Raw genomic sequence first — 19,454 nt, 5'->3', positions numbered from 1 at the left:
GTACACTTTGAGTTGAGTTGACCGATACCGCCGCCAGCAAGTTGTCCGGTATTGACTGCATCTTAACAGGATTTTAATGCGCTATTTGTTATTAACCTTGCTACTGCTAAGCCCTGCTGTACTGGCGCAAACCACCCTGCGTCTGACAGGTCTGTCAGGTGAGTTGGAGGATAACGTTAAGTTATTCCTCGACCGCTACACAGCGGGTGAGATTTCGACCTCGCTGCGCTTTCAGGCCCGGCTGGAGCAAGATATTGCGCAAGCGATGCAGGCGCTTGGCTACTACCATAGCGAGATTACCATTACGCTGCAAAGTACCCGAAACAATGGCAGCCGCTTATTAATTCAGGTCACACCCGGCGAGCCAATTCGGATCACCGAGACCGATATTCAAGTGCTGGGCGATGCGGCCACGGATCCCGAGTTTCAGCATCTGTTACGCCAGGCGCCACAGGTCGGCCAGGTGGTGCACCATGGTCGTTATGACAGTTTTAAAAGTGCCCTGAATAGTCTGGCGCAGCGTCGCGGCTATTTTGATGCCCGTTTTAGCCTGCAGCGGCTGGAAGTATCGCCACCCCGGCGTCAGGCCTTTGTGCGTTTACATTTTGATAGCGGCCAGCGGTACCGCTTTGGCGAAGTGCGCTTTAGCGGCTCGCAAATTGCCCCCGAGCGCCTGACCTCACTGGTGCCTTTTCAGCCTGACGCGCCCTATTTGGCAACCCAACTCGGTGAACTGAACCAGGCACTGGCTAACACCAACTGGTTCTCCTCTATCCTGGTTACGGCCAGTACCGAGGCCATCGACCAGCGGCTGCTGCCAATTGATGTTGAACTCGCGCCGCGTAAACGCAACAGTATCGAAACCGGTATTGGCTACTCTGACGACGTCGGCGCCCGCATTAAACTAAACTGGCTAAAACCCTGGTTAAATGATCGCGGCCACAGCCTGAACAGCAAACTGGCGCTGTCGCAGGCGGAACAAAGTATTGAAGCCGCTTACCGGCTGCCGCTGGAAAGCGTTGCTACTGACTTCTGGCAGTTGCAATATGGCCTGCGTAACCGCGATTATCAGGACACCCGCTCTATTGAATCGAATCTGGCACTGGAGCGGCACTGGCTGCTGCGCAATGATTGGTACCGTACCGCCAGTATCCGCTGGCTCTATGAAGACTATACCCAGGCAGATCAGAAAGATAACAGCAGTTTAATTATGCCGGGGATCAGCTTTTCCCGCAGCCGGCAAACCGGCAGTGGCATGCCGACCCGGGCGGATCGTCTACTACTGGGGATCGAAGTATCCGATCAGAGTTGGGGCTCTGCCGCCAGCTTTGTCCGCTTACGCGGTCGCGCTGGTTATATCGACAGCTTTGGCGACCGGCATCGTCTGGTTAGCCGGTTAGATGGTGGTGCGGTGCTGATGGAAGCGGTTGATAATTTGCCGCCGTCACTGCGCTTTTTTGCCGGGGGCGATAATAATCTGCGCGGCTATGCCTATGAGTCTGTTTCCCCCCGCAACCAGGACGGTGAGTTGATTGGTGGCCGCTATATGGCAACCGCCTCGCTGGAATATCAATATAGAGTAACCGGTAACTGGTGGCTGGCAACCTTTGCTGACTATGGCAGTGCCTGGACCAAGACACCGGATTGGAAAAAAGGCGTGGGCCTCGGCGTCCGTTGGGGCTCACCTATAGGTGCCGTGCGAATCGATTTTGCCTGGGGTTTGGATGCAGAAGGCAAACCCTTCCAGCTGCATTTCTCTTTGGGACCTGAGCTATGAAGCGCCTGCTAACCTGGCTTGACCGCGGCATTTTCTGGCCGCTCTGGGCATTGTTACTATTACTCTGCTGGTTGCTGTTCAGTCAGTCCGGCTTACGATTTAGCCTGTACCTGACAGAAAAAGCCGTGCCAGAACTTAAGGTTGCCCAGGCTTCCGGCAGCTGGCTTGGCGGCGTAACCCTCAAGCAGCTAAGTTATCAAAGCCCTGAGCTGGACCTTAGCCTGGAGCAGCTACAACTGCGGCTACAAAAACGCTGCCTGATCCAGTTCCGGCTCTGTATTCCCGAGCTGGCGCTAAGCGGCGTCAGCATAACCAATCGGCACCCTGAGCAGGTATCGGCACAGGCGGCAACTGCTGGAGCTGACCCCGCACTTGACAGCCAAGGCGAACCGACAACGCTTTCGGAGGCTAATGCGCCACGACGGCTGGCCGGCCTGGCGTTTCCGATCCCGTTAAAAATTGACCGGCTGCTGATTGAACGGCTACAACTTCACTTGCCAGAGCAGCAACTGGCCTGGCAGCACTTTAGTATTGGCCTGAACGCCTGGGGTAACCGACTACAGTTACAGCAAGGCCGGCTGGACGGTTTGGCTATCACACTTGCAGAAAGTAGCGGTGACGCCGAACCGCTGACCGCCTACCCAGCACCAGAGCTTATCCCCTTTAGCTTACCGCTATCGATTTTTATTGATGATTTTCAGCTTAGTCGCAGTCAGCTGCAGCAAGGCGAGCAGCTCTTTAGCTTGCCGCTGCTGACCTTTAGTGCGCAGCTAACGCCACGGCAAGTGCGCCTGCTTGATTTACAACTGACGCATCCACAGCTACAAGCTCAGCTTAGTGCCAATTTTGATTTAGCAACAGACTTTCCATTATCTGCGCAGTTCGATGCCCTGCTGCAAGACACCGCCCTGGCCGGGCAGCGTCTGCAGGGACAACTGCGCGGCTCGCTGGCCGAGCTGATTGCTGAGTTCAACGCTAGCGGGCCACTTAACCTGGCATTACAAGGACGACTGGCACTGCTCAGTGCCGACTTACCGCTGCAACTGGCACTGCAAGCCCAGGAATTACGCTGGCCGCTTGAGCAACCGGACTATCAGCTTTCCGCTCTGGCGCTGGAGCTAAACGGCAATCTGACCGAGCTGCAATTAAGCCTTGCCACAGAGCTGCGAGCCACGGGGCTCCCCGATGCCGGACTGCGTCTGGATGCCAGCTGGTTTAACTGGCAACAACGTGCTGCTATCCGCGAGCTGCAGCTCACTACTCTTGATGGCCAGGTGCAGGCCAGAGGCGAGCTTAACTTAGAGCCGGCCCTGAACTGGCAATTGCAGCTGGCGATGGACGGCATTAAACCCGGTGCCTTCTGGCCGGATTATCAAGGACAATTAAGTGGTCAATTGCAAGTCGCGGGTAAACTGGACCCAAACAGCGGTCTAGCACTGCAACTGCCACAGCTGGCGATGCAAGGCGAACTGCGGCAACTGCCGCTGCTGCTGGCAGGCTCTTTGACTTTGAACAGCAATGCGGATTTTAGCGACTGGCAGTTTAACAGCCCGGATCTGCTGTTAAGTCATGGCCATAACCAGTTACGGCTCTATGGCCAATTGCAGCAAGACTGGGAGCTGCAGGCTGAATTGTCAGTACCGGATGCAGCCTTATCTTACCCAGAGCTGCGCGGCGCACTGCAAGGCAGTATTGCCGTAACAGGCCCGATGCTGACGCCAAAAGTCACACTGCAGCTAAACGCAGAGCGACTGGCATATCAGGATGCCCGGCTACGCCAGGCATCACTCACCGCCACTACTGATTTGGCAGATAAATTGCGCACCAGCCTGACGCTGCAGCTGTCGCAAGCGCGCTGGCAACAGCAACGCTTACAAGAATTACAGCTAAGCTTAGCGGGTGATGAAGATGCGCATCAGCTAAAGGCACAGCTTAAAGCTGAAGGGCTGGCGGTTAATCTGCAGGCGGCAGGCTCGCTAAGCCAACGCCAGCTTTGGCAGGGGCAGCTAACCGAGTTGTTACTGGCCAGCCAGTTAGGTGACTGGCAACTCGTCGAGCCACTCGCTATTAAGGCAGATCTGCCGGCGCAACAGCTGACGCTGGCAGAACATTGCTGGGCGCAATTAGATGCCAGACTCTGCCTGAGCGAAACAGCCACGCTATCGGCTACGCAGGTGCAGGCGAAACTGGCGCTAAGCGACTACCCGCTGGAAAATCTGAATAGTCTGTTACCGCTACAAAGTAGCATTAATGGTGAGCTTGCCGCTCAGCTCGATGTAAACTGGCGGCACGGGCAGGCGCCGCAACTGACTTTTGGTTTACAAAGCGTCAGTGGTCAGTTGCTGCAACAATTTGACGTACCAGTGACCCTGCCCTGGCGCGATCTGGAACTGAGCGCTGAAATGGCGGCCCACCAGTTACGCAGTAAGCTGACGTTACAATTAGCTGATAGCGGCCAATTGACAGCGCAAGCCTTAGTTACGGAATTGGATCAAGCCGAAAAACCCCTGCGCGCCGAACTTTCACTCACCAGTCTGACTCTGGATTTTTTAAAACCCTTGCTTGATGAATACAGTGAACTGGCCGGTGCCCTGTCCAGCCAGTTAAGTCTGGATGGCAGTCTGGACAACCCGCAGCTGCGTGGCGAGCTGCGCCTTGATGGCTTAAAAGTACGGGGTAAACTGGCGCCAACTGATATCGAACAGGCGGACCTAGTGGTCAGCTTTCGCGGTGAACGCGCTGAGTTAAACGGCCTGGTACGCACGCCTGAAGGCAAAATTGACCTGGCAGGCTTTGCCGATTGGCGCGATCTTGACGCCTGGCAAGCTAACCTCGGGATCAGTGGCGATCCGCTGCGACTACAAATCCCGCAAGCAGAGCTGTTTGTGCAACCTAATCTGCTGTTAAATGCCGAGCCGGGTCGCAGTCGGCTCACCGGCACCCTACAGGTGCCCCGTGCAAGGATCAGTGTCAATACTTTACCGCAAAATGCCATCGGTATATCCAGCGATCATGTGCTGCTGGACCGGCGCCTGCAACCGATCACTGAGGAGCAAAACCGTCAATTTACATTAGAAACCGATATCCGCGTGCGCTTAGGGCAACAAGTCAGGCTGGAGGCCTTCGGCTTAAAAAGCCGCTTAGCAGGTGAGCTGCGGGTGCAGCAACAGCAGTTCAACCCCAGTGTGCGCGGGGAAGTCTCACTGGTTGATGGTACCTTCCGGGCTTACGGCCAGGATTTGCTGATCCGTCAGGGCAAACTGACCTTTAATGGCCCGGCCGATCAGCCGTTTTTAAACGTTGAGGCCATTCGCAATCCAGCCAATATGGAAGATGATGTCATTGCCGGTATCCGGGTCACAGGCCCGGCTGATGAGCCGGTGGTCGCCATCTTCTCCGAACCGGCGAAACCCCAGGCCAATGCGCTGTCATACCTGATTATGGGCAAGGATCTGGACAGCGAATCGGGCTTTAACGCCAACAGTGTTACCACCAGCCTGATTGGTATGAGTATTTCCTCCAGCGGCAAGCTGGTTGGCGAAATCGGTGAAGCCTTTGGCGTTAGTGATTTAATGCTGGACACCGAAGGTGCCGGCGATAATTCGCAGGTGACGGTAAGTGGCTATCTAACCCGGGATCTGCAGCTAAAATACGGCATTGGTATCTTTCAGCCAATTGGTCAGTTTACGCTGCGTTACCGCCTGCTGCGTAATCTGTATCTGGAAGCTGTATCGGGTCTGGATAATGCGGTCGACTTGTTATACAAATTTGAATTCGATTAAGGTGTCATCTGCGTTGCGGCTGCCGATCGGCAGCCGTTCTTTCTAAGCCGTTCAGGCTCTTAACAGCAAATGGATATAACGGCCAAGCGAAGCATAAGGCTCCTGCCGGTTATACTGCAGCTCAAGCGCTTCTAACTCAGCATAGTGACTTTGCTGTTGACTGCGATCGCGTAAATAATCATGAAAACAGCGCACCCCGGTTTTCCCCAGCAGCACAAAGCCCGCCTGCTGACACCACTGCAATACCTGCTGGGGCGCTAACGGTTGCTGCGGATTCAGCCGTACCGGTTTTTTTGCTTTTAACCCGGCCTGTACATAGGCAAAGTTACCGTAAATGATATTACTAAAGCGATGTGCATCCTGGTTATAGAACATCAGCGACACTAGGCCACCCGGCTGCACCAGTTGCCGTAACTGGCTTATCGCGGCTTCTGGCTCGGCTAACCATTCCAGCACCGCATGACACAGCACCAAAGGGTAACGTTGCCCGCCCAGTCGTTGCGGTAAGTCTTGCAGTGGACTCTGACTGATCTGTAACTGCGCGCTCAGCCCCTGATGCTTTGCCTCCTCTGCCGCCAGCTGCAGCATTTCGGCCGAAATATCAGTCAGATGCAGTTGATGCCCCAGCGCTGCTAGTTTTAGCGCCAGCTGACCCTGGCCGCCGCCAACATCGAGAATGGCGGTCGGCGTAGCGAGCTCGGGTAATTCCAGCAAATCTCGCAGCAATACGGCCTGGCGAATTTTACCCTTGGTAGTCTGGTAAATATTGCTGGCAAAGCGGCTGGCCAGGTTATCAAAATTACGATCTTTTAATGGCTTAGATTGCATCATAGTGGCGTTTGCTAAAGCATCTGGTTAGGCCGGCTTTAAGCCGGATTGGGAATATCGATAAAGTGGACGCTGAGGCCAAGTTCTGCCGTCAGGTATTCGCCCAGCGCCTTAATACCATAGCGCTCAGTGGCATGATGGCCGGCAGCGATAAAATGGATCCCCAGCTCGCGCGCGACATGAATGGTTTGCTCCGACACTTCGCCGGTGACAAATAACTGCGCCCCGGCCGCCGCCGCTTGTTCAATATAGCCCTGGCCGCCACCGGTACACCAGGCTACAGTGCGGATCTCACCAATACCGGCATCTTCGAGCAAAACCTCACGCTCTAGCTGCTGGCTAAGCGATGCCGCAAGCTGTGTGAGCTTTGCTGGCGCGGGTAACTGCCCCATTTGCAGTACGCCGGCAGGTTCAGCCGTTAACACCGGCTGCGGCGCCGTGATCCCCAGTATTTTGCCAAGTTGAGCGTTATTACCCAGCTGTGGATGCACATCCAGTGGCAAATGATAGGCCAGTAAATTGATATCGTGTTTCAGCAAGGTGGCCAGGCGCTGCTTTTTCATCCCCACCACCGGCATCGCTTCGTTTTTCCAGAAATAGCCATGGTGTACCAGCACCGCATCGGCGTTGAGCGCCACCGCCTGCTCCAGCAGGGCCTGACTGGCGGTCACGCCGGTCACTACCGTACGGATCGTGTCGCGCCCTTCTACCTGTAAGCCATTCGGGCAATAATCTTTAATGCGGGCACTGCCGAGTTTTTCATCAATAAAAGCGACGAGTTGCTGCCGTGTAATCATGTTGAAACCCTGTTTTTTGCGGTGATCCACAGCCCCATATAATGGCTGCTGCGATAAGCGTGTGATTGTAACATCAGACCGGTAAAATTGCGTTGCCGCCGCGCAGCGGTTTGCTCAGCACTGGCAGTGAGCAAAGGTGCTAATTGTCGCCAAACCCGGCTTGCCTGCTCAGCGCCAAAGCGCTGCTGCAGGATCTGATAGCCCTGCTGCTGTGCTGCCAGCCAGGGCGTTTCATCCTGATATAAGGTCACGGCGGCCTGACAAAACGCCTCTGCAGTATCGGCAATAGCGCCGCCCCAGCCTGCGCCAGCCTGCATGCCCTCGGCGCCAATCGAGGTGGTAACACTGGGAGTGCCGCATTGCATCGCTTCGAGCAATTTGCCTTTTAACCCGGCGCCAAATTGCAGCGGTGCCAGACAAAGCCGAGCCTGTTGCATCACCGCTACCGCGTCCGCAGCCCAGCCTTTCACCAAAAATCCGTCGCGGGCATTATGCAATGCCGTGGCTTTAGGCGGCGGATAGGCACCGTAAATATGTAACTCGGCCTGCGGTAAAGCCTTACGGATCTGCGGCCAGAGTTTTTGTTTCAGCCAGAGTACCGCCTGCCAGTTCGGGGCGTGGCGAAAATTGCCGATACTGATAAAGTGCGCGCGCTCAGCAAAAGTCGGCACGGCCGGCACCCTGGCCGCATGCCAGAACGGGCAGTAACAGAGCAGCTCAGATGGCACCCGGTAATGTTGCTGCAGCAGCTGCATCTCATAATCAGAAATCACCAGTGTCAGATCACAGCGATAGATGGCGGCAATTTCCCGCAGCGCCAGCTCGTTATTTAGCCGCTCCGCCGCCACCTCTTTCGCCACCAGCGCGTCCCCGGCTTTAACGGCGTCGTGCCTTGCCTGACGCAGCGCATGTAAGTCTTCCATATCCAGTAGGCGCAGGGCATCCGGACAACTTGCCGCGACCCGCCAGCCAAACTGTTCTTCCAGCATAAAACGGTCAAATAACACCGCCTGCGGGTTCACGTCTTTCAGCCACTGGTCAAAGCTATCGCAATTCAGGGCAATGCGCTGTTCCGTCACACCAATGGCCGGTAAATCCACCCGATGCGGCCCGGGCTCAGCCGCGCTGGCAAAGCAAACCTGCCAGCCTTGCGCCTGAAACAGCTGAATTAAACTCAGCATCCGGCTGCCCGCCGCGGAAGACGCCGGCTCAGGCCAGACATAGCCGATAACTACTAATAAAGGCATAAAGACTCCATCATTGAGGCACAATATTCTACTGGCTTTGTTTTGAAAAATCCTTGCGCGTGCGCCTTTATTTACAGTTATACCGTCGCCATTTCCCGACAACGGGGTTTCGCTTTGTGCTGGCTTTCCGTAGAATCCCGCTATCTTTTTTTGCATTATTTTCCAATGGAGTGCTCTGATGTCAGAGGTTAAACACAGCAAACTGCTTATTCTGGGCTCTGGCCCTGCCGGTTACACTGCCGCCGTTTACGCGGCCCGCGCCAACTTACAACCGGTACTGGTAACCGGGATGCAGCAAGGCGGTCAGCTGACCACCACCACCGAAGTCGAAAACTGGCCCGGTGATGCACACGGTTTAACTGGCCCGGCGCTGATGGATCGGATGCGTGAGCATGCTGAAACCTTTAATACCGAAATCGTGTTTGACCATATCCATACCGTTAACCTGCAACAGCGGCCCTTTATCCTGACTGGCGACAACGGCCAGTACAGCTGTGATGCGCTGATTATCGCCACCGGCGCTTCCGCCAAATATCTGGGCTTACCATCAGAACAGGCTTATAGCGGCCGTGGTGTGTCAGCTTGTGCCACCTGTGACGGTTTCTTCTACCGCAATCAGAAAGTCGCGGTAGTCGGTGGTGGTAATACTGCGGTGGAAGAAGCGCTGTACTTATCCAATATCGCGGCCGAAGTGCATCTGGTGCACCGTCGTGACAGCTTTAAAGCGGAGAAAATTCTGATTGACCGCTTAATGGCTAAAGTTGCCAGTGGCAATATTATCCTGCATACCCACCGCGAGCTGGATGAAGTGCTGGGTGATGAGATGGGCGTGACCGGTGTGCGGTTAAAGTCGACTCAAGGCGAAGCGGCAAAAGAGCTGGCACTGCAAGGCGTTTTTATCGCCATCGGCCACAAACCCAATACCGATATTTTTGCCGGTCAACTGGAAATGAATGGTGGTTATTTGAAAGTGCAAAGCGGCACCGAAGGTAACGCGACACAAACCAGCATTGCCGGGGTGTTCGCTGCCGGTGATGTGGCCGACCATATCTACCGTCAGGCCATTACCTCAGCCGGCTCCGGTTGTATGGCAGCGCTGGATGCCGAGCGCTATCTGGACGCCCTGGGTAAATAACAGCGTATGAAGCCGCAACATGCGGCTTCAGCTTGCCCGCGCCCTGTCTGATGCCTATCTATCTGCCGGAGCTATTAGCAGATGAACTCTGGTTCCCGCCCGTGCAACAGGCGCTGCGGGAGCCCGATGGCTTGCTGGCTATGGGCGGTGATCTCTCGGTGGCACGCCTGCAGCTCGCCTATCAAAGCGGTATCTTTCCGTGGTTTTCTGAAGGCGATCCCCTACTCTGGTGGAGCCCTGCTATCCGCGCCGTCTTTGCGCCCGATACGCTTAGCTTGAACCGTACCTTGCGTAAGCAATTACGCCGTGATGCATTAAGCATCACGCTAAATCAGGCGTTTGCAGAGGTGATCGGTAAGTGTGCCGAGCCCCGGCCCAGTCAGGCGCAAACCTGGATCCTGCCACCGATGCAGCAAGCCTATCTGGCGCTGCACCAACAAGGTTTGGCGCATAGTGTCGAGGTCTGGCAAGGTGAGAAACTGGTCGGTGGCTTATATGGCGTGCAGCTGGGTCAGCTGTTTTGCGGTGAATCGATGTTTAACCGCATTGATAATGGCGCTAAGTTTGCATTGATAGCGCTGCAACAGCATTTGCAGCGCTATGCACCCGGCTGGATTGACTGTCAGTTACCTAACCCGTTCTTACTGAAACTTGGCGCCACTACCCTGTCCCGGCGCGACTACCTGCCGCTGATTGCAACCTTAACCAAGACACCTGCACCGGCAGAGCATTGGCGAAGCCAGCCGCTGCTACTGGAGCCTGGGCATGACTGAGCAGAGCTTGCAGTTTGGCCTGACCCCGCCTGCCGCCTGTAGCTACCTGAGTTCGCAACAGGAGCAACTGGCGGTATTGCTCAGTCCACAGCCAATGGACGCCAGTTTATATCAGTTGCTGATCAAACATAATTTCCGCCGCAGCGGTGATCAACTGTACCGGCCACATTGCCCCAGTTGTCACGCCTGCCAATCACTCAGGATCCCGCTGCCAGATTTTATGCCAAGCAGCAGCCAGCGTCGTCTGCTCAACAAAGCCGCGCGCAGCGGCTGGCAGTATCAGCTCAGCAAGGTGCCCGATTCAGTGGCTGAGCGACAACAATTATTTGCCTTATTTGCCGACTATATTGCTTTTAAGCATCCGGATGGGGTGATGCATCCGGCAACGCAGGAGCAACTGGACTCCCTGCTAAACAGTAAATGGCAGCCGATCAGCTTGCTACAGCTGTATCAAGCCGGGGTGTTGCAGGCCGTGATGGTGGTAGATGAACTCGCCGGTGCTTATTCAGCGGTGTACACCTTTTTTGCCCGGCAGGCAGAGGCTTTCTCCCCCGGTAAGTTGGCCATCCTGTATCTGCTACAACTGGCGGCACAGCAGCAGCTGGACTATGTCTACCTCGGCTATCAGGTCGATGGCTGTCGCAAAATGGCCTATAAGCAGGAATTTCTGCCGCATCAGCGCTATTTCGATGGCAGCTGGCACTCATTTGCTTAAAAAAGCGCTTGCTGCTTTACTTATCGGTGGCTTTTCGGCACAATCTGCGCTGTTTTTCTAAAGGCACCACATTTTATTAGAGGCGAGTACGCTGAATGGCGAAAGAAGATGTAATTGAAATGCAAGGTACCATTCTGGATACCCTGCCAAACACCATGTTCAAAGTTGAGCTGGAAAACGGTCACGTGGTGATCGCGCATATTTCTGGCAAAATGCGTAAAAACTATATCCGCATTTTAACCGGTGACAAGGTTACCGTAGAACTGACGCCTTATGATCTGACCAAGGGCCGGATCGTGTTCCGCCAGCGTTAAGCAGCCTGGGTCTGCACGAAATGCCGACTTAGTGCTTTTCGTCGCCAGCTTAAGGCAAACCCGGCATCGCCGGGTTTTTGCGTTTTAGTCCACATCTGTTTGCCGGTGAGCGGCTTATTAACCCGGCTGCGCTTCGGTCGCCGCGGTTTTACTGGTCTGATAGTGGAATTCCAGTTTATCCGCCACCAGTTCCACCCGCACATCGCCCCCCTCTGTTAGCACCCCAAACAGGATTTCATTAGCCAGTGGCTTTTTCAGTTGTTCCTGGATCACTCTTGCCATCGGCCGTGCGCCCATCGCCTGATCATATCCCTTGGCTGCCAGCCAGTGCCGGGCTTCACTACTAAGCTCCAACGACACCTGTTTCTTATCCAGTTGTACCTGCAGTTCGCAAATAAACTTATCAACGATTTGCAGAATAATCTCCTGATCCAGATGTTGAAACCAGATAATGCCATCGAGCCGGTTACGGAATTCCGGACTAAAGGTTTTATTGATTTCACTGAGCGCGTCATGGCTATGATCCTGCTGTTTAAAGCCAATCGACTTACGTACCGTCTCCTGCACCCCGGCGTTAGTTGTCATCACCAGGATCACATTGCGGAAATCAATCTTACGACCATTATTATCGGTCAGGGTGCCGTGGTCCATCACCTGCAACAGGATATTGTAGATATCCGAGTGTGCCTTTTCGATTTCATCCAGCAGCACCACTGAATATGGATGCTTGGAGACCGCATCAGTCAGCAAGCCGCCCTGCTCAAAACCGACATAGCCCGGTGGCGCACCAATTAAACGGCTCACCGCATGCCGCTCCATATACTCCGACATATCAAAGCGTAGCAGCTCAACACCCATCACCTTGGCCAGCTGTTTGGTAACTTCGGTTTTCCCAACCCCGGTAGGCCCGGCAAACAGGAAGCTGCCGATGGGCTTTTCCTCGTTACCCAAGCCTGAACGCGATAAGCGGATCGCCGCCGTTAGCGCTTCAATGGGTGCATTCTGGCCAAAGACCACCAATTTCAGATTACGATCCAGATTGGCCAGCACTTCTTTATCCGAAGCGGAGACTGACTTCTCCGGAATACGGGCGATTTTGGCAATCACCTGCTCAATTTCAGCAACGTTAATCACTTTTTTGCGCTTCGATGCCGGTAGCAGCCGTTGTGAGGCACCGGCCTCATCAATCACATCAATGGCTTTATCCGGTAAATGCCGCTCGCTGATATATTTTGCCGATAACTCGGCGGCAGCGCGCAGCGCTTTCTGGGTGTATTTCACGTTATGATGCTGCTCGTAACGTTCTTTTAAGCCAAGCAGAATGCGGGTGGTATCTTCAACACTGGGCTCTACCACATCGATTTTCTGAAAGCGCCGTACCAGTGCGGTATCTTTTTCGAAGATATTTTTAAATTCCTGATAGGTGGTTGACCCCATACAGCGTAAGCGGCCGCTCGACAGCAACGGCTTAATCAGATTCGACGCGTCCATCACACCGCCTGAGGCCGCACCTGCCCCAATCACGGTATGAATTTCATCAATAAACAGGATAGCGTTTTTCTCACGCTCAATTTCTTTTAACAGCGACTTTAAGCGCTTTTCAAAATCGCCACGGTACTTGGTACCGGCGAGCAAAGCACCCATATCCAGTGAGTAGATAGTGGCATCAGCAATCACTTCCGGCACTTGCTGCTGTACGATGCGCCAGGCCAGACCTTCAGCAATGGCCGTTTTGCCGACGCCAGCTTCGCCGACTAACAGCGGATTATTTTTCTTCCGCCGGCACAGTACCTGCACTGCCCGCTCCACTTCGGTATCGCGGCCAATGAGCGGATCGATCAGGCCATTTTTCGCCTGTACATTCAGGTTGGCAGTAAAGTTTTCCAGGTAACGGTGCTCTTCTGCGCCCTGCTCGCCAATCTCTTCCTGCTGGCTATCATCATGCTGTTCCAGCTTTTCAGTTTTGGTGATGCCGTGCGAGATGTAGTTCACCACATCCAGCCGGGTGATATCGATTTTTTTAAGCAGATAAACCGCTTGCGATTCCTGCTCAGAGAAGATCGCCACCAGAACGTTAGCGCCATTGACTTCCGACTTACCTGAGGATTGCACATGAAAGACCGCGCGCTGTAGCACGCGTTGAAAGCCGAGTGTCGGCTGCGTATCGCGCTCCAGCTCCCCCTCCGGCAGCACCGGTGTGGTGGAGTCGATAAAGCTGGCCAACTCCTGGCGCAGCTTATCCAGATTAGCGCCGCAGGATTTCAGCGCCGCGCCCGCAGAAGGGTTATCCAGTAAGGCCAGTAACAGATGTTCAACCGTCATAAATTCATGCCGGCGTTCGCGCGCAAACCTGAATGCCATATTCAGCGTTAACTCAAGATCTTTATTTAACATACATCACTCCTAATCCACCTGAGTTAGAGACATCCTTGGCCACAGCCCCGGGATGCCAACGGTTTTAAGCGCGTTCCATGGTACAGAGCAACGGATGCTGATGCTCCTTGGCATAGGTCATCACTTGCTGCACCTTGGTTTCGGCAATTTCGGCAGTAAAAACCCCACAAACCGCGCTGCCTTCATAATGTACTTTCAGCATAATTTCGGTGGCTCTTTCATACTGCATATTAAAGAACCGGCTCAGTACATCGATGACAAAGTCCATTGGGGTATAGTCATCATTATGCAAAATCACCTTATACATCGGTGGCGGTGCCAACCGCTGCCGGGTGAGTTCTGCGATATCATCAAAATGTACGTTGGGATTCTGCTTACCGCTCATAAATTAACTATAGCCATCCGAGCGCCATCCAGCAAAGGCGCGTGTTATTAAAATTGCGTAAAGGTTTTAGCTTATTTTTGCAAATACCTTGACTGTTTGCTCAAATTATCTACATTAAGTAACGGGGCCAGTTCCGGCTCCTGCTTAGTGCTTCACTAGCATACAGAATATAGCTAACTTAGAGAAGGAAGTAAGTAGTATGGCTACCGGTAAAGTGAAATGGTTCAATAATGCCAAAGGATTTGGATTTATCCGGGAAGACGGACGCGACGAAGATATTTTCGCCCATTATTCAACCATTAACATGGATGGCTACCGCACGCTAAAAGCGGGCCAGGACGTGGTATTCGACTTGTCTGAGGGCCCCAAAGGCTTACACGCTGTCAATATCAAGCTGCCCGGCGTTGACGAATAGCACAGCGGACCTGAAAACAAAAAAGCAGGCGGCGCCTGCTTTTTTGTTGTCCTGAGTTTGCTGTGCTATTACAGAGCGCACAAGACATCTTTGTGGCCCGCCCCGGCTATAGCCGGATAGCGGGCCGCTCACTGCTATTACAGTGCCGCCAGCGCCGCGTTTAAGGTTGCGCTTGGCCGCATCGCTGCAGCCACTTTGGCCTGATCCGGACGGTAGTAACCGCCGATATCCACCGCCTTACCCTGCACGCCATTTAACTCCGCCAGAATTTGCTGTTCGCTAGCTTCCAGCGTATCCGCCAGTTTAGCAAAGCGTGCTGCCAGTGCGCTGTCAGCCTGTTGTTTTGCCATGGCACGAGCCCAATACATCGCCAGATAGAAGTGGCTACCACGGTTATCCAGCTCGCCGGCTTTACGACGTGGTGATTTGTCGTTATCCAGGAATAAGGCCGTCGCCTGATCCAGAGTATCAGCCAGGATCTGCGCCACCTTGTTACCTGCGACCTGCGCTAAGTGCTCCAGTGAGGCCGCCAAGGCCAGAAACTCACCCAGTGAATCCCAACGCAAGTGGTTTTCATCGACAAACTGCTCGACGTGCTTAGGCGCTGAACCACCGGCGCCAGTTTCGAACAAGCCACCGCCGTTCATCAGTGGCACGATAGACAACATCTTGGCGCTGGTACCCAGCTCCAGGATTGGGAACAGGTCAGTCAGATAGTCGCGTAGCACGTTACCGGTCACAGAGATGGTATCCAGACCTTGTTTCATCCGCGCCAGTGAGTGACGGGTGGCATCAACCGGCGACATAATCTGCAGATCCAGACCAGTGGTATCGTGCTCTTTTAAGTAACTTTGTACTTTCTTAATCAGCTCTGCATCATGGGCGCGTGCGCTATCCAGCCAGAATACCGCTGGCGTGTTGCTTAAACGGGCGCGATTAACGGCCAGTTTCACCCAGTCACGGATAGGGGCATCTTTTACCTGACACATGCGCCAGATATCACCGGCTTCGACCTGATGGCTAAATACCACTTCACCTTTGCTGTTGGTCACCACTACAGTACCGGCGGCGGGGATTTCGAAGGTTTTGTCGTGTGAACCGTATTCTTCGGCTTTTTGCGCCATTAAGCCAACGTTCGGTACTGAGCCCATGGTACGCGGGTCGAAAGCACCGTTCTTCTTGCAGAATTCAATCGTTTCCTGATAGACACCGGCATAGCAACGATCCGGGATCACGGCTTTGGTATCATGTAACTGACCATCCGGGCCCCACATCTGACCTGAGCTGCGGATCATTGCTGGCATCGAGGCATCGATAATCACATCGCTTGGTACATGCAGGTTGGTAATGCCTTTATCGGAGTTCACCATCGCCATCGCTGGCTTGCTGGCATATAGCGCCTTGATATCGGCCACTATGGCTTCCTGCTCGGCTTGTGGCAGCTGCGGCAGCTTGGCGTACAGATCGCCAATACCGTTGTTCACATCCACGCCCAGCTTGTCGAAGGTAGCGGCATATTTGGCAAAGATTTCTTTGTAGAACACCTTTACCGCATGACCGAACATAATGGGGTCTGATACCTTCATCATGGTAGCTTTTAAATGCAGCGAGAACAGTACGCCCTGCGCTTTCGCGCTCTCTACTTCAGCGGCATAGAAGTCACGCAGCGCTTTAACACTCATAAAGGTGGCATCAACCACTTCACCCGCCAGCACCGCGACTTTTTCTTTTAGTACTTTGACGCTGCCGTCCGACTGCTGCAGGCTGATTTTCAGCACATCATCAGCAGCCATGGTAGCGGATTGCTCAGAGCCATAAAAATCGCCGGCCGTCATATGAGCGACATGAGACTTGGAGCTGCTGCTCCAGGCACCCATGCTGTGCGGATTTTTCCGGGCGTATTGTTTGACTGAAGCTGGCGCGCGACGATCTGAGTTACCCTCACGTAATACCGGGTTAACCGCCGAGCCTTTGATTTTGTCGTAGCGCGCTTTGACATCACGCTCCTGCTCGGTTTTTGGCTCTTCCGGATAATCCGGCAGCGCATAACCCTGAGCCTGTAATTCTTTAATCGCTGCTTTCATTTGCGGAATAGAGGCACTGATGTTTGGCAGCTTGATAATGTTGGCATCCGGCTGTTTCGCCAGTTCACCCAGCTCAGCCAGATCGTCGTTGATGCGCTGTTCAGCAGTTAAAAACTCCGGAAAGCTCGCAATAATACGGCCAGACAGGGAAATATCACGGGTTTCAACGGCTACACCGGCCGCGGCAGAAAAGGCCTCAATAATCGGCAATAACGACTGAGTCGCCAGCGCTGGCGCTTCATCAGTAATGGTGTAAATAATTTTTGCACTTTCTTTCGACATGTTAGTTCCTGTATTGTTAGCGCCGGATCGCCATGACAAGGCCATCGCCACCCGTGTGTGGAAATTGTTTAAAACGCAGCCAAACAAAGCCCGCTGAGTATATCAGCATCAGGGCGAATAAAACAGGCAGCGCACATCCAGCGGCACACTAGCCGGTTAAACGGCAGCCCGGTGCCGCGGCGTTTAAATATTACGATCAACATCAGATGCAGAGATCAGGCGTGAATGCTCAGAAACGGCCGACCCGGCCAAAACATAAGGCTTTTTCAGCAAAAAACAATAGGACTAAGGTAGAAAATCCACTATTGGTACTCTTTAATAAGCCCTATGATGTGCTAAGTCAGTTTACCGACAACAGTACACCGCCACGCCAGACGCTGGCTGACTTTTTGGCCATTCCGGATATCTATGCTGCCGGCCGGCTGGATCGGGACAGCGAAGGTCTGCTGCTGTTAACCAACTGCGGTAAAACCCAGCAAAGCATTGCTGATCCGGCATTTAAAGCACCTAAAACCTACTGGGTGCAGGTCGAGGGGCAAATTACCGCACAGGCCCTGGCACAGCTGCGTCAGGGTGTACAACTTAACGACGGCATGACGCTACCGGCCCAGGCTGAGCTTTTGGCGGAACCCGAACTCTGGCCGCGGCAGCCGCCGGTTCGCTATCGGGCCAATATTCCGACCAGTTGGCTGGCATTAACCATCCATGAAGGGCGTAACCGTCAGGTGCGGCGGATGACAGCCGCAGTTGGCTTTCCTACCCTGCGTTTAGTGCGGGTTAGGATTGGTGACTGGCAACTGGGTGAGCTGGCACCGGGCCAGCACCGTATCATTGAACTTTAGGGTTTAGGACAACTATGAGCAGGAACAGACTCCATCTGACCGTAGCGGCGGTGATTTATTATCAGGGCCGGTTTTTACTGGTACAGGAACGCGACAAACTCAGTGGCCGGGAAGTGTTAAACCAGCCAGCCGGCCATATGGAAGAGGATGAAGATCTGCTCAGCGCCGTCTGCCGCGAAGTATACGAGGAAACCGGCCTGACCCTGCTGCCGTCGGCCTGGCTTGGCATTTCGCAGTTAAAGGCCAGCAATGGCCATACCTATGTGCGGGTGAATTTTTTGTTTGAGCCCGACCAGCTACCGACAGCATTTCAACCCCAGGACCCGGATATTCTGGCGCTACACTGGCTTGATAAACGCGAACTGCTGGCACAAAAACTGCCTCCGCGCAGTCAGCTGGTGCTGGATGCCATCGATCTCTGTTTAGCCGGCACCCGGCTGCCGTTGTCATTGATCCAACCGCTTTGCTGACAGTAAACCGCAGCTTAGTCAGCTTTTTACGGTAGCGAGCATTTTTGCCGCCGCTATTTTGGTGTTATAATCCGCGCCTTTAATTCAGCCAGTCTTTAAGTGCGGTGTCATGTCAGAGCATAGCAGTAAAAAAGTAATCGTCGGGATGTCCGGCGGCGTCGATTCGTCCGTTTCCGCCTACCTGTTGTTGCAACAGGGTTATCAGGTGGAAGGCCTGTTTATGAAAAACTGGGAAGAAGACGACAACGACGAATACTGTGCTGCAGCAGAAGATATGGCCGACGCCCAGGCCGTATGCGATAAACTGGGTATCAAATTACACAAGGTCAACTTTGCCGCCGAATACTGGGATAATGTATTTGAGTATTTCTTAGCCGAATATAAAGCCGGGCGCACCCCTAACCCGGACATTATGTGCAATAAAGAAATCAAGTTTAAAGCCTTTCTCGAATTTGCTGCCGAAGCGCTGGGCGCCGACTATATTGCTACCGGCCACTATGTACGCCGCCGTTATCAGGATGGTCACTGGCAAATGCTGCGTGGTCTGGATCACAATAAAGACCAAAGCTACTTCCTCTATACTCTGGCTGAGCAACATATTGCACAAACCCTGTTTCCGGTCGGTGATTTGGAAAAGCCGGCCGTCCGCGCCATTGCTGAGCAGCAAGGCCTGGTCACCCATGATAAAAAAGACTCCACTGGCATCTGCTTTATTGGCGAGCGCAAGTTTAAAGATTTTCTGCAGCAATATTTACCGGCTCAGCCGGGCGATATTGTCAGTATTGATGATGGCAAAGTTATCGGCCGCCACGAGGGCCTGATGTATCACACCCTGGGCCAGCGCAAAGGCTTAGGTATTGGCGGTTTACGCGATGGCGGCGACGATCCCTGGTATGTGGTCGGCAAAGATCTCACGCTCAACCGGTTACTGGTTGCTCAGGGCCATGATCACCCGGCGCTGTTATCCAGCGGCCTTATCGCCAGTCAACTGCACTGGGTGGATCGCACCGGGCCACAGCAAGTTTGCCGCTTAACAGTAAAAACCCGCTACCGGCAACATGATATCCCCTGCACAGTCACACCGCGCTCTGATGGCCGGCTGCAGGTGATTTTTGATAGTCCACAAAAAGCGGTAACCCCCGGTCAATCAGCAGTGTTCTATCTGAATGAAGTCTGCCTTGGCGGTGGTATTATTGATGAGGCACTAAACTAAG

At 53.8% G+C, this 19,454-nt stretch carries 16 protein-coding genes; 10 read left to right on the top strand and 6 right to left on the bottom strand.

The annotated features are described in order from the left end of the window. The first annotated feature begins 76 nt into the window (after window positions 1–76). Both A9165_RS04250 and A9165_RS04245 read left to right on the top strand, forming a co-directional pair. Window positions 77–1,777: an autotransporter assembly complex family protein gene (locus A9165_RS04250; protein ID WP_065955024.1), complete on the top strand. Its 1,701-nt coding sequence runs from the start codon at window positions 77–79 to the stop codon at window positions 1,775–1,777. Next, entirely contained in the window at window positions 1,774–5,559 is a 3,786-nt protein-coding gene (locus A9165_RS04245; protein ID WP_065955023.1) for a translocation/assembly module TamB domain-containing protein, read from the top strand. Before A9165_RS04250 ends, A9165_RS04245 begins: the two co-directional genes overlap by 4 nt. 51 nt (window positions 5,560–5,610) lie before the next feature. On the opposite strand, the gene A9165_RS04240 is transcribed toward A9165_RS04245, so the two are convergent. Genes A9165_RS04240 through A9165_RS04230 form a run of 3 tightly spaced genes read right to left on the bottom strand, consistent with a single transcriptional unit; the run spans window position 5,611 to window position 8,431 of the window. Beyond that, on the bottom strand, window positions 5,611–6,390 hold the full coding sequence (locus A9165_RS04240; protein WP_065955022.1) for a methyltransferase: 780 nt from the start codon (window positions 6,388–6,390) through the stop codon (window positions 5,611–5,613). A gap of 35 nt (window positions 6,391–6,425) precedes the next feature. After that, window positions 6,426–7,184, bottom strand: coding sequence for a Nif3-like dinuclear metal center hexameric protein (locus A9165_RS04235; protein WP_065955021.1), 759 nt, complete (start codon window positions 7,182–7,184; stop codon window positions 6,426–6,428). Further along, window positions 7,181–8,431, bottom strand: coding sequence for a glycosyltransferase (locus A9165_RS04230; protein ID WP_065955020.1), 1,251 nt, complete (start codon window positions 8,429–8,431; stop codon window positions 7,181–7,183). Before A9165_RS04230 ends, A9165_RS04235 begins: the two co-directional genes overlap by 4 nt. A 178-nt stretch (window positions 8,432–8,609) precedes the next feature. Between A9165_RS04230 and trxB the strand changes: the two genes are divergently transcribed. The 4 genes from trxB (at window position 8,610) to infA (ending at window position 11,368) form a co-directional block, all read left to right on the top strand. Beyond that, window positions 8,610–9,566 carry a thioredoxin-disulfide reductase gene (gene trxB, locus A9165_RS04225; protein WP_065955019.1) on the top strand — a complete coding sequence of 319 codons (957 nt, stop codon included), beginning with the start codon at window positions 8,610–8,612 and terminating at the stop codon, window positions 9,564–9,566. A gap of 50 nt (window positions 9,567–9,616) precedes the next feature. Next, window positions 9,617–10,339, top strand: a complete 723-nt coding sequence (gene aat / locus A9165_RS04220) for a leucyl/phenylalanyl-tRNA--protein transferase (RefSeq protein WP_065955018.1) — start codon at window positions 9,617–9,619, stop codon at window positions 10,337–10,339. Then, complete coding sequence (locus tag A9165_RS04215) at window positions 10,332–11,054, top strand: arginyltransferase (RefSeq protein WP_065955017.1); 723 nt, start codon at window positions 10,332–10,334, stop codon at window positions 11,052–11,054. Before aat ends, A9165_RS04215 begins: the two co-directional genes overlap by 8 nt. A 95-nt stretch (window positions 11,055–11,149) precedes the next feature. Further along, window positions 11,150–11,368, top strand: a complete 219-nt coding sequence (gene infA / locus A9165_RS04210; protein ID WP_008610216.1) for a translation initiation factor IF-1 — start codon at window positions 11,150–11,152, stop codon at window positions 11,366–11,368. A gap of 117 nt (window positions 11,369–11,485) precedes the next feature. Here infA and clpA read toward each other — a convergent pair whose 3' ends face one another. Next, window positions 11,486–13,762: an ATP-dependent Clp protease ATP-binding subunit ClpA gene (gene clpA, locus A9165_RS04205; protein WP_008949422.1), complete on the bottom strand. Its 2,277-nt coding sequence runs from the start codon at window positions 13,760–13,762 to the stop codon at window positions 11,486–11,488. 64 nt (window positions 13,763–13,826) lie between these two features. Further along, the gene (clpS, locus tag A9165_RS04200) at window positions 13,827–14,147 is read right to left on the bottom strand and encodes an ATP-dependent Clp protease adapter ClpS (protein WP_008610212.1); all 321 of its coding nucleotides are present in this window, start codon (window positions 14,145–14,147) and stop codon (window positions 13,827–13,829) included. A 199-nt stretch (window positions 14,148–14,346) separates the two neighbouring features. Between clpS and cspD the strand changes: the two genes are divergently transcribed. After that, window positions 14,347–14,562 carry a cold shock domain-containing protein CspD gene (gene cspD, locus A9165_RS04195; protein ID WP_008610211.1) on the top strand — a complete coding sequence of 72 codons (216 nt, stop codon included), beginning with the start codon at window positions 14,347–14,349 and terminating at the stop codon, window positions 14,560–14,562. A gap of 137 nt (window positions 14,563–14,699) precedes the next feature. On the opposite strand, the gene A9165_RS04190 is transcribed toward cspD, so the two are convergent. Next, window positions 14,700–16,928 (bottom strand): NADP-dependent isocitrate dehydrogenase, encoded by a 2,229-nt coding sequence (locus A9165_RS04190; RefSeq protein WP_065955016.1) that lies wholly within the window; start codon window positions 16,926–16,928, stop codon window positions 14,700–14,702. 221 nt (window positions 16,929–17,149) lie between these two features. On the opposite strand from A9165_RS04190, the gene A9165_RS04185 reads away from it, so the two are divergent. The 3 genes from A9165_RS04185 to mnmA all read left to right on the top strand — a co-directional run bounded on the left by A9165_RS04185 (window position 17,150) and on the right by mnmA (window position 19,453). Further along, the gene (locus tag A9165_RS04185) at window positions 17,150–17,770 is read left to right on the top strand and encodes a pseudouridine synthase (protein WP_141686133.1); all 621 of its coding nucleotides are present in this window, start codon (window positions 17,150–17,152) and stop codon (window positions 17,768–17,770) included. 14 nt (window positions 17,771–17,784) lie between these two features. Next, the gene (locus A9165_RS04180; protein ID WP_065955014.1) at window positions 17,785–18,240 is read left to right on the top strand and encodes an NUDIX hydrolase; all 456 of its coding nucleotides are present in this window, start codon (window positions 17,785–17,787) and stop codon (window positions 18,238–18,240) included. A gap of 109 nt (window positions 18,241–18,349) precedes the next feature. Next, window positions 18,350–19,453: a tRNA 2-thiouridine(34) synthase MnmA gene (gene mnmA / locus A9165_RS04175; protein WP_065955013.1), complete on the top strand. Its 1,104-nt coding sequence runs from the start codon at window positions 18,350–18,352 to the stop codon at window positions 19,451–19,453. The last annotated feature ends 1 nt before the right edge of the window (window position 19,454 follow it).

The sequence above is a fragment of the Alishewanella sp. HH-ZS genome, from assembly GCF_001704375.1.
In the GTDB taxonomy this organism is placed as follows: domain Bacteria; phylum Pseudomonadota; class Gammaproteobacteria; order Enterobacterales; family Alteromonadaceae; genus Alishewanella; species Alishewanella aestuarii.
This window is presented reverse-complemented; position numbering and strand designations above follow the sequence as displayed.

What these genes read in the sequence shown, in the direction of transcription:
- A9165_RS04250 (WP_065955024.1), top strand. Translation starts at nt 77, where the DNA reads ATGCGCTATTTGTTATTAACCTTGCTACTGCTAAGCCCTGCTGTACTG.
- A9165_RS04245 (WP_065955023.1), top strand. Translation starts at nt 1,774, where the DNA reads ATGAAGCGCCTGCTAACCTGGCTTGACCGCGGCATTTTCTGGCCGCTC.
- A9165_RS04240 (WP_065955022.1), bottom strand. Translation starts at nt 6,390, where the DNA reads ATGATGCAATCTAAGCCATTAAAAGATCGTAATTTTGATAACCTGGCC.
- A9165_RS04235 (WP_065955021.1), bottom strand. Translation starts at nt 7,184, where the DNA reads ATGATTACACGGCAGCAACTCGTCGCTTTTATTGATGAAAAACTCGGC.
- A9165_RS04230 (WP_065955020.1), bottom strand. Translation starts at nt 8,431, where the DNA reads ATGCCTTTATTAGTAGTTATCGGCTATGTCTGGCCTGAGCCGGCGTCT.
- trxB (WP_065955019.1), top strand. Translation starts at nt 8,610, where the DNA reads ATGTCAGAGGTTAAACACAGCAAACTGCTTATTCTGGGCTCTGGCCCT.
- aat (WP_065955018.1), top strand. Translation starts at nt 9,617, where the DNA reads ATGCCTATCTATCTGCCGGAGCTATTAGCAGATGAACTCTGGTTCCCG.
- A9165_RS04215 (WP_065955017.1), top strand. Translation starts at nt 10,332, where the DNA reads ATGACTGAGCAGAGCTTGCAGTTTGGCCTGACCCCGCCTGCCGCCTGT.
- infA (WP_008610216.1), top strand. Translation starts at nt 11,150, where the DNA reads ATGGCGAAAGAAGATGTAATTGAAATGCAAGGTACCATTCTGGATACC.
- clpA (WP_008949422.1), bottom strand. Translation starts at nt 13,762, where the DNA reads ATGTTAAATAAAGATCTTGAGTTAACGCTGAATATGGCATTCAGGTTT.
- clpS (WP_008610212.1), bottom strand. Translation starts at nt 14,147, where the DNA reads ATGAGCGGTAAGCAGAATCCCAACGTACATTTTGATGATATCGCAGAA.
- cspD (WP_008610211.1), top strand. Translation starts at nt 14,347, where the DNA reads ATGGCTACCGGTAAAGTGAAATGGTTCAATAATGCCAAAGGATTTGGA.
- A9165_RS04190 (WP_065955016.1), bottom strand. Translation starts at nt 16,928, where the DNA reads ATGTCGAAAGAAAGTGCAAAAATTATTTACACCATTACTGATGAAGCG.
- A9165_RS04180 (WP_065955014.1), top strand. Translation starts at nt 17,785, where the DNA reads ATGAGCAGGAACAGACTCCATCTGACCGTAGCGGCGGTGATTTATTAT.
- mnmA (WP_065955013.1), top strand. Translation starts at nt 18,350, where the DNA reads ATGTCAGAGCATAGCAGTAAAAAAGTAATCGTCGGGATGTCCGGCGGC.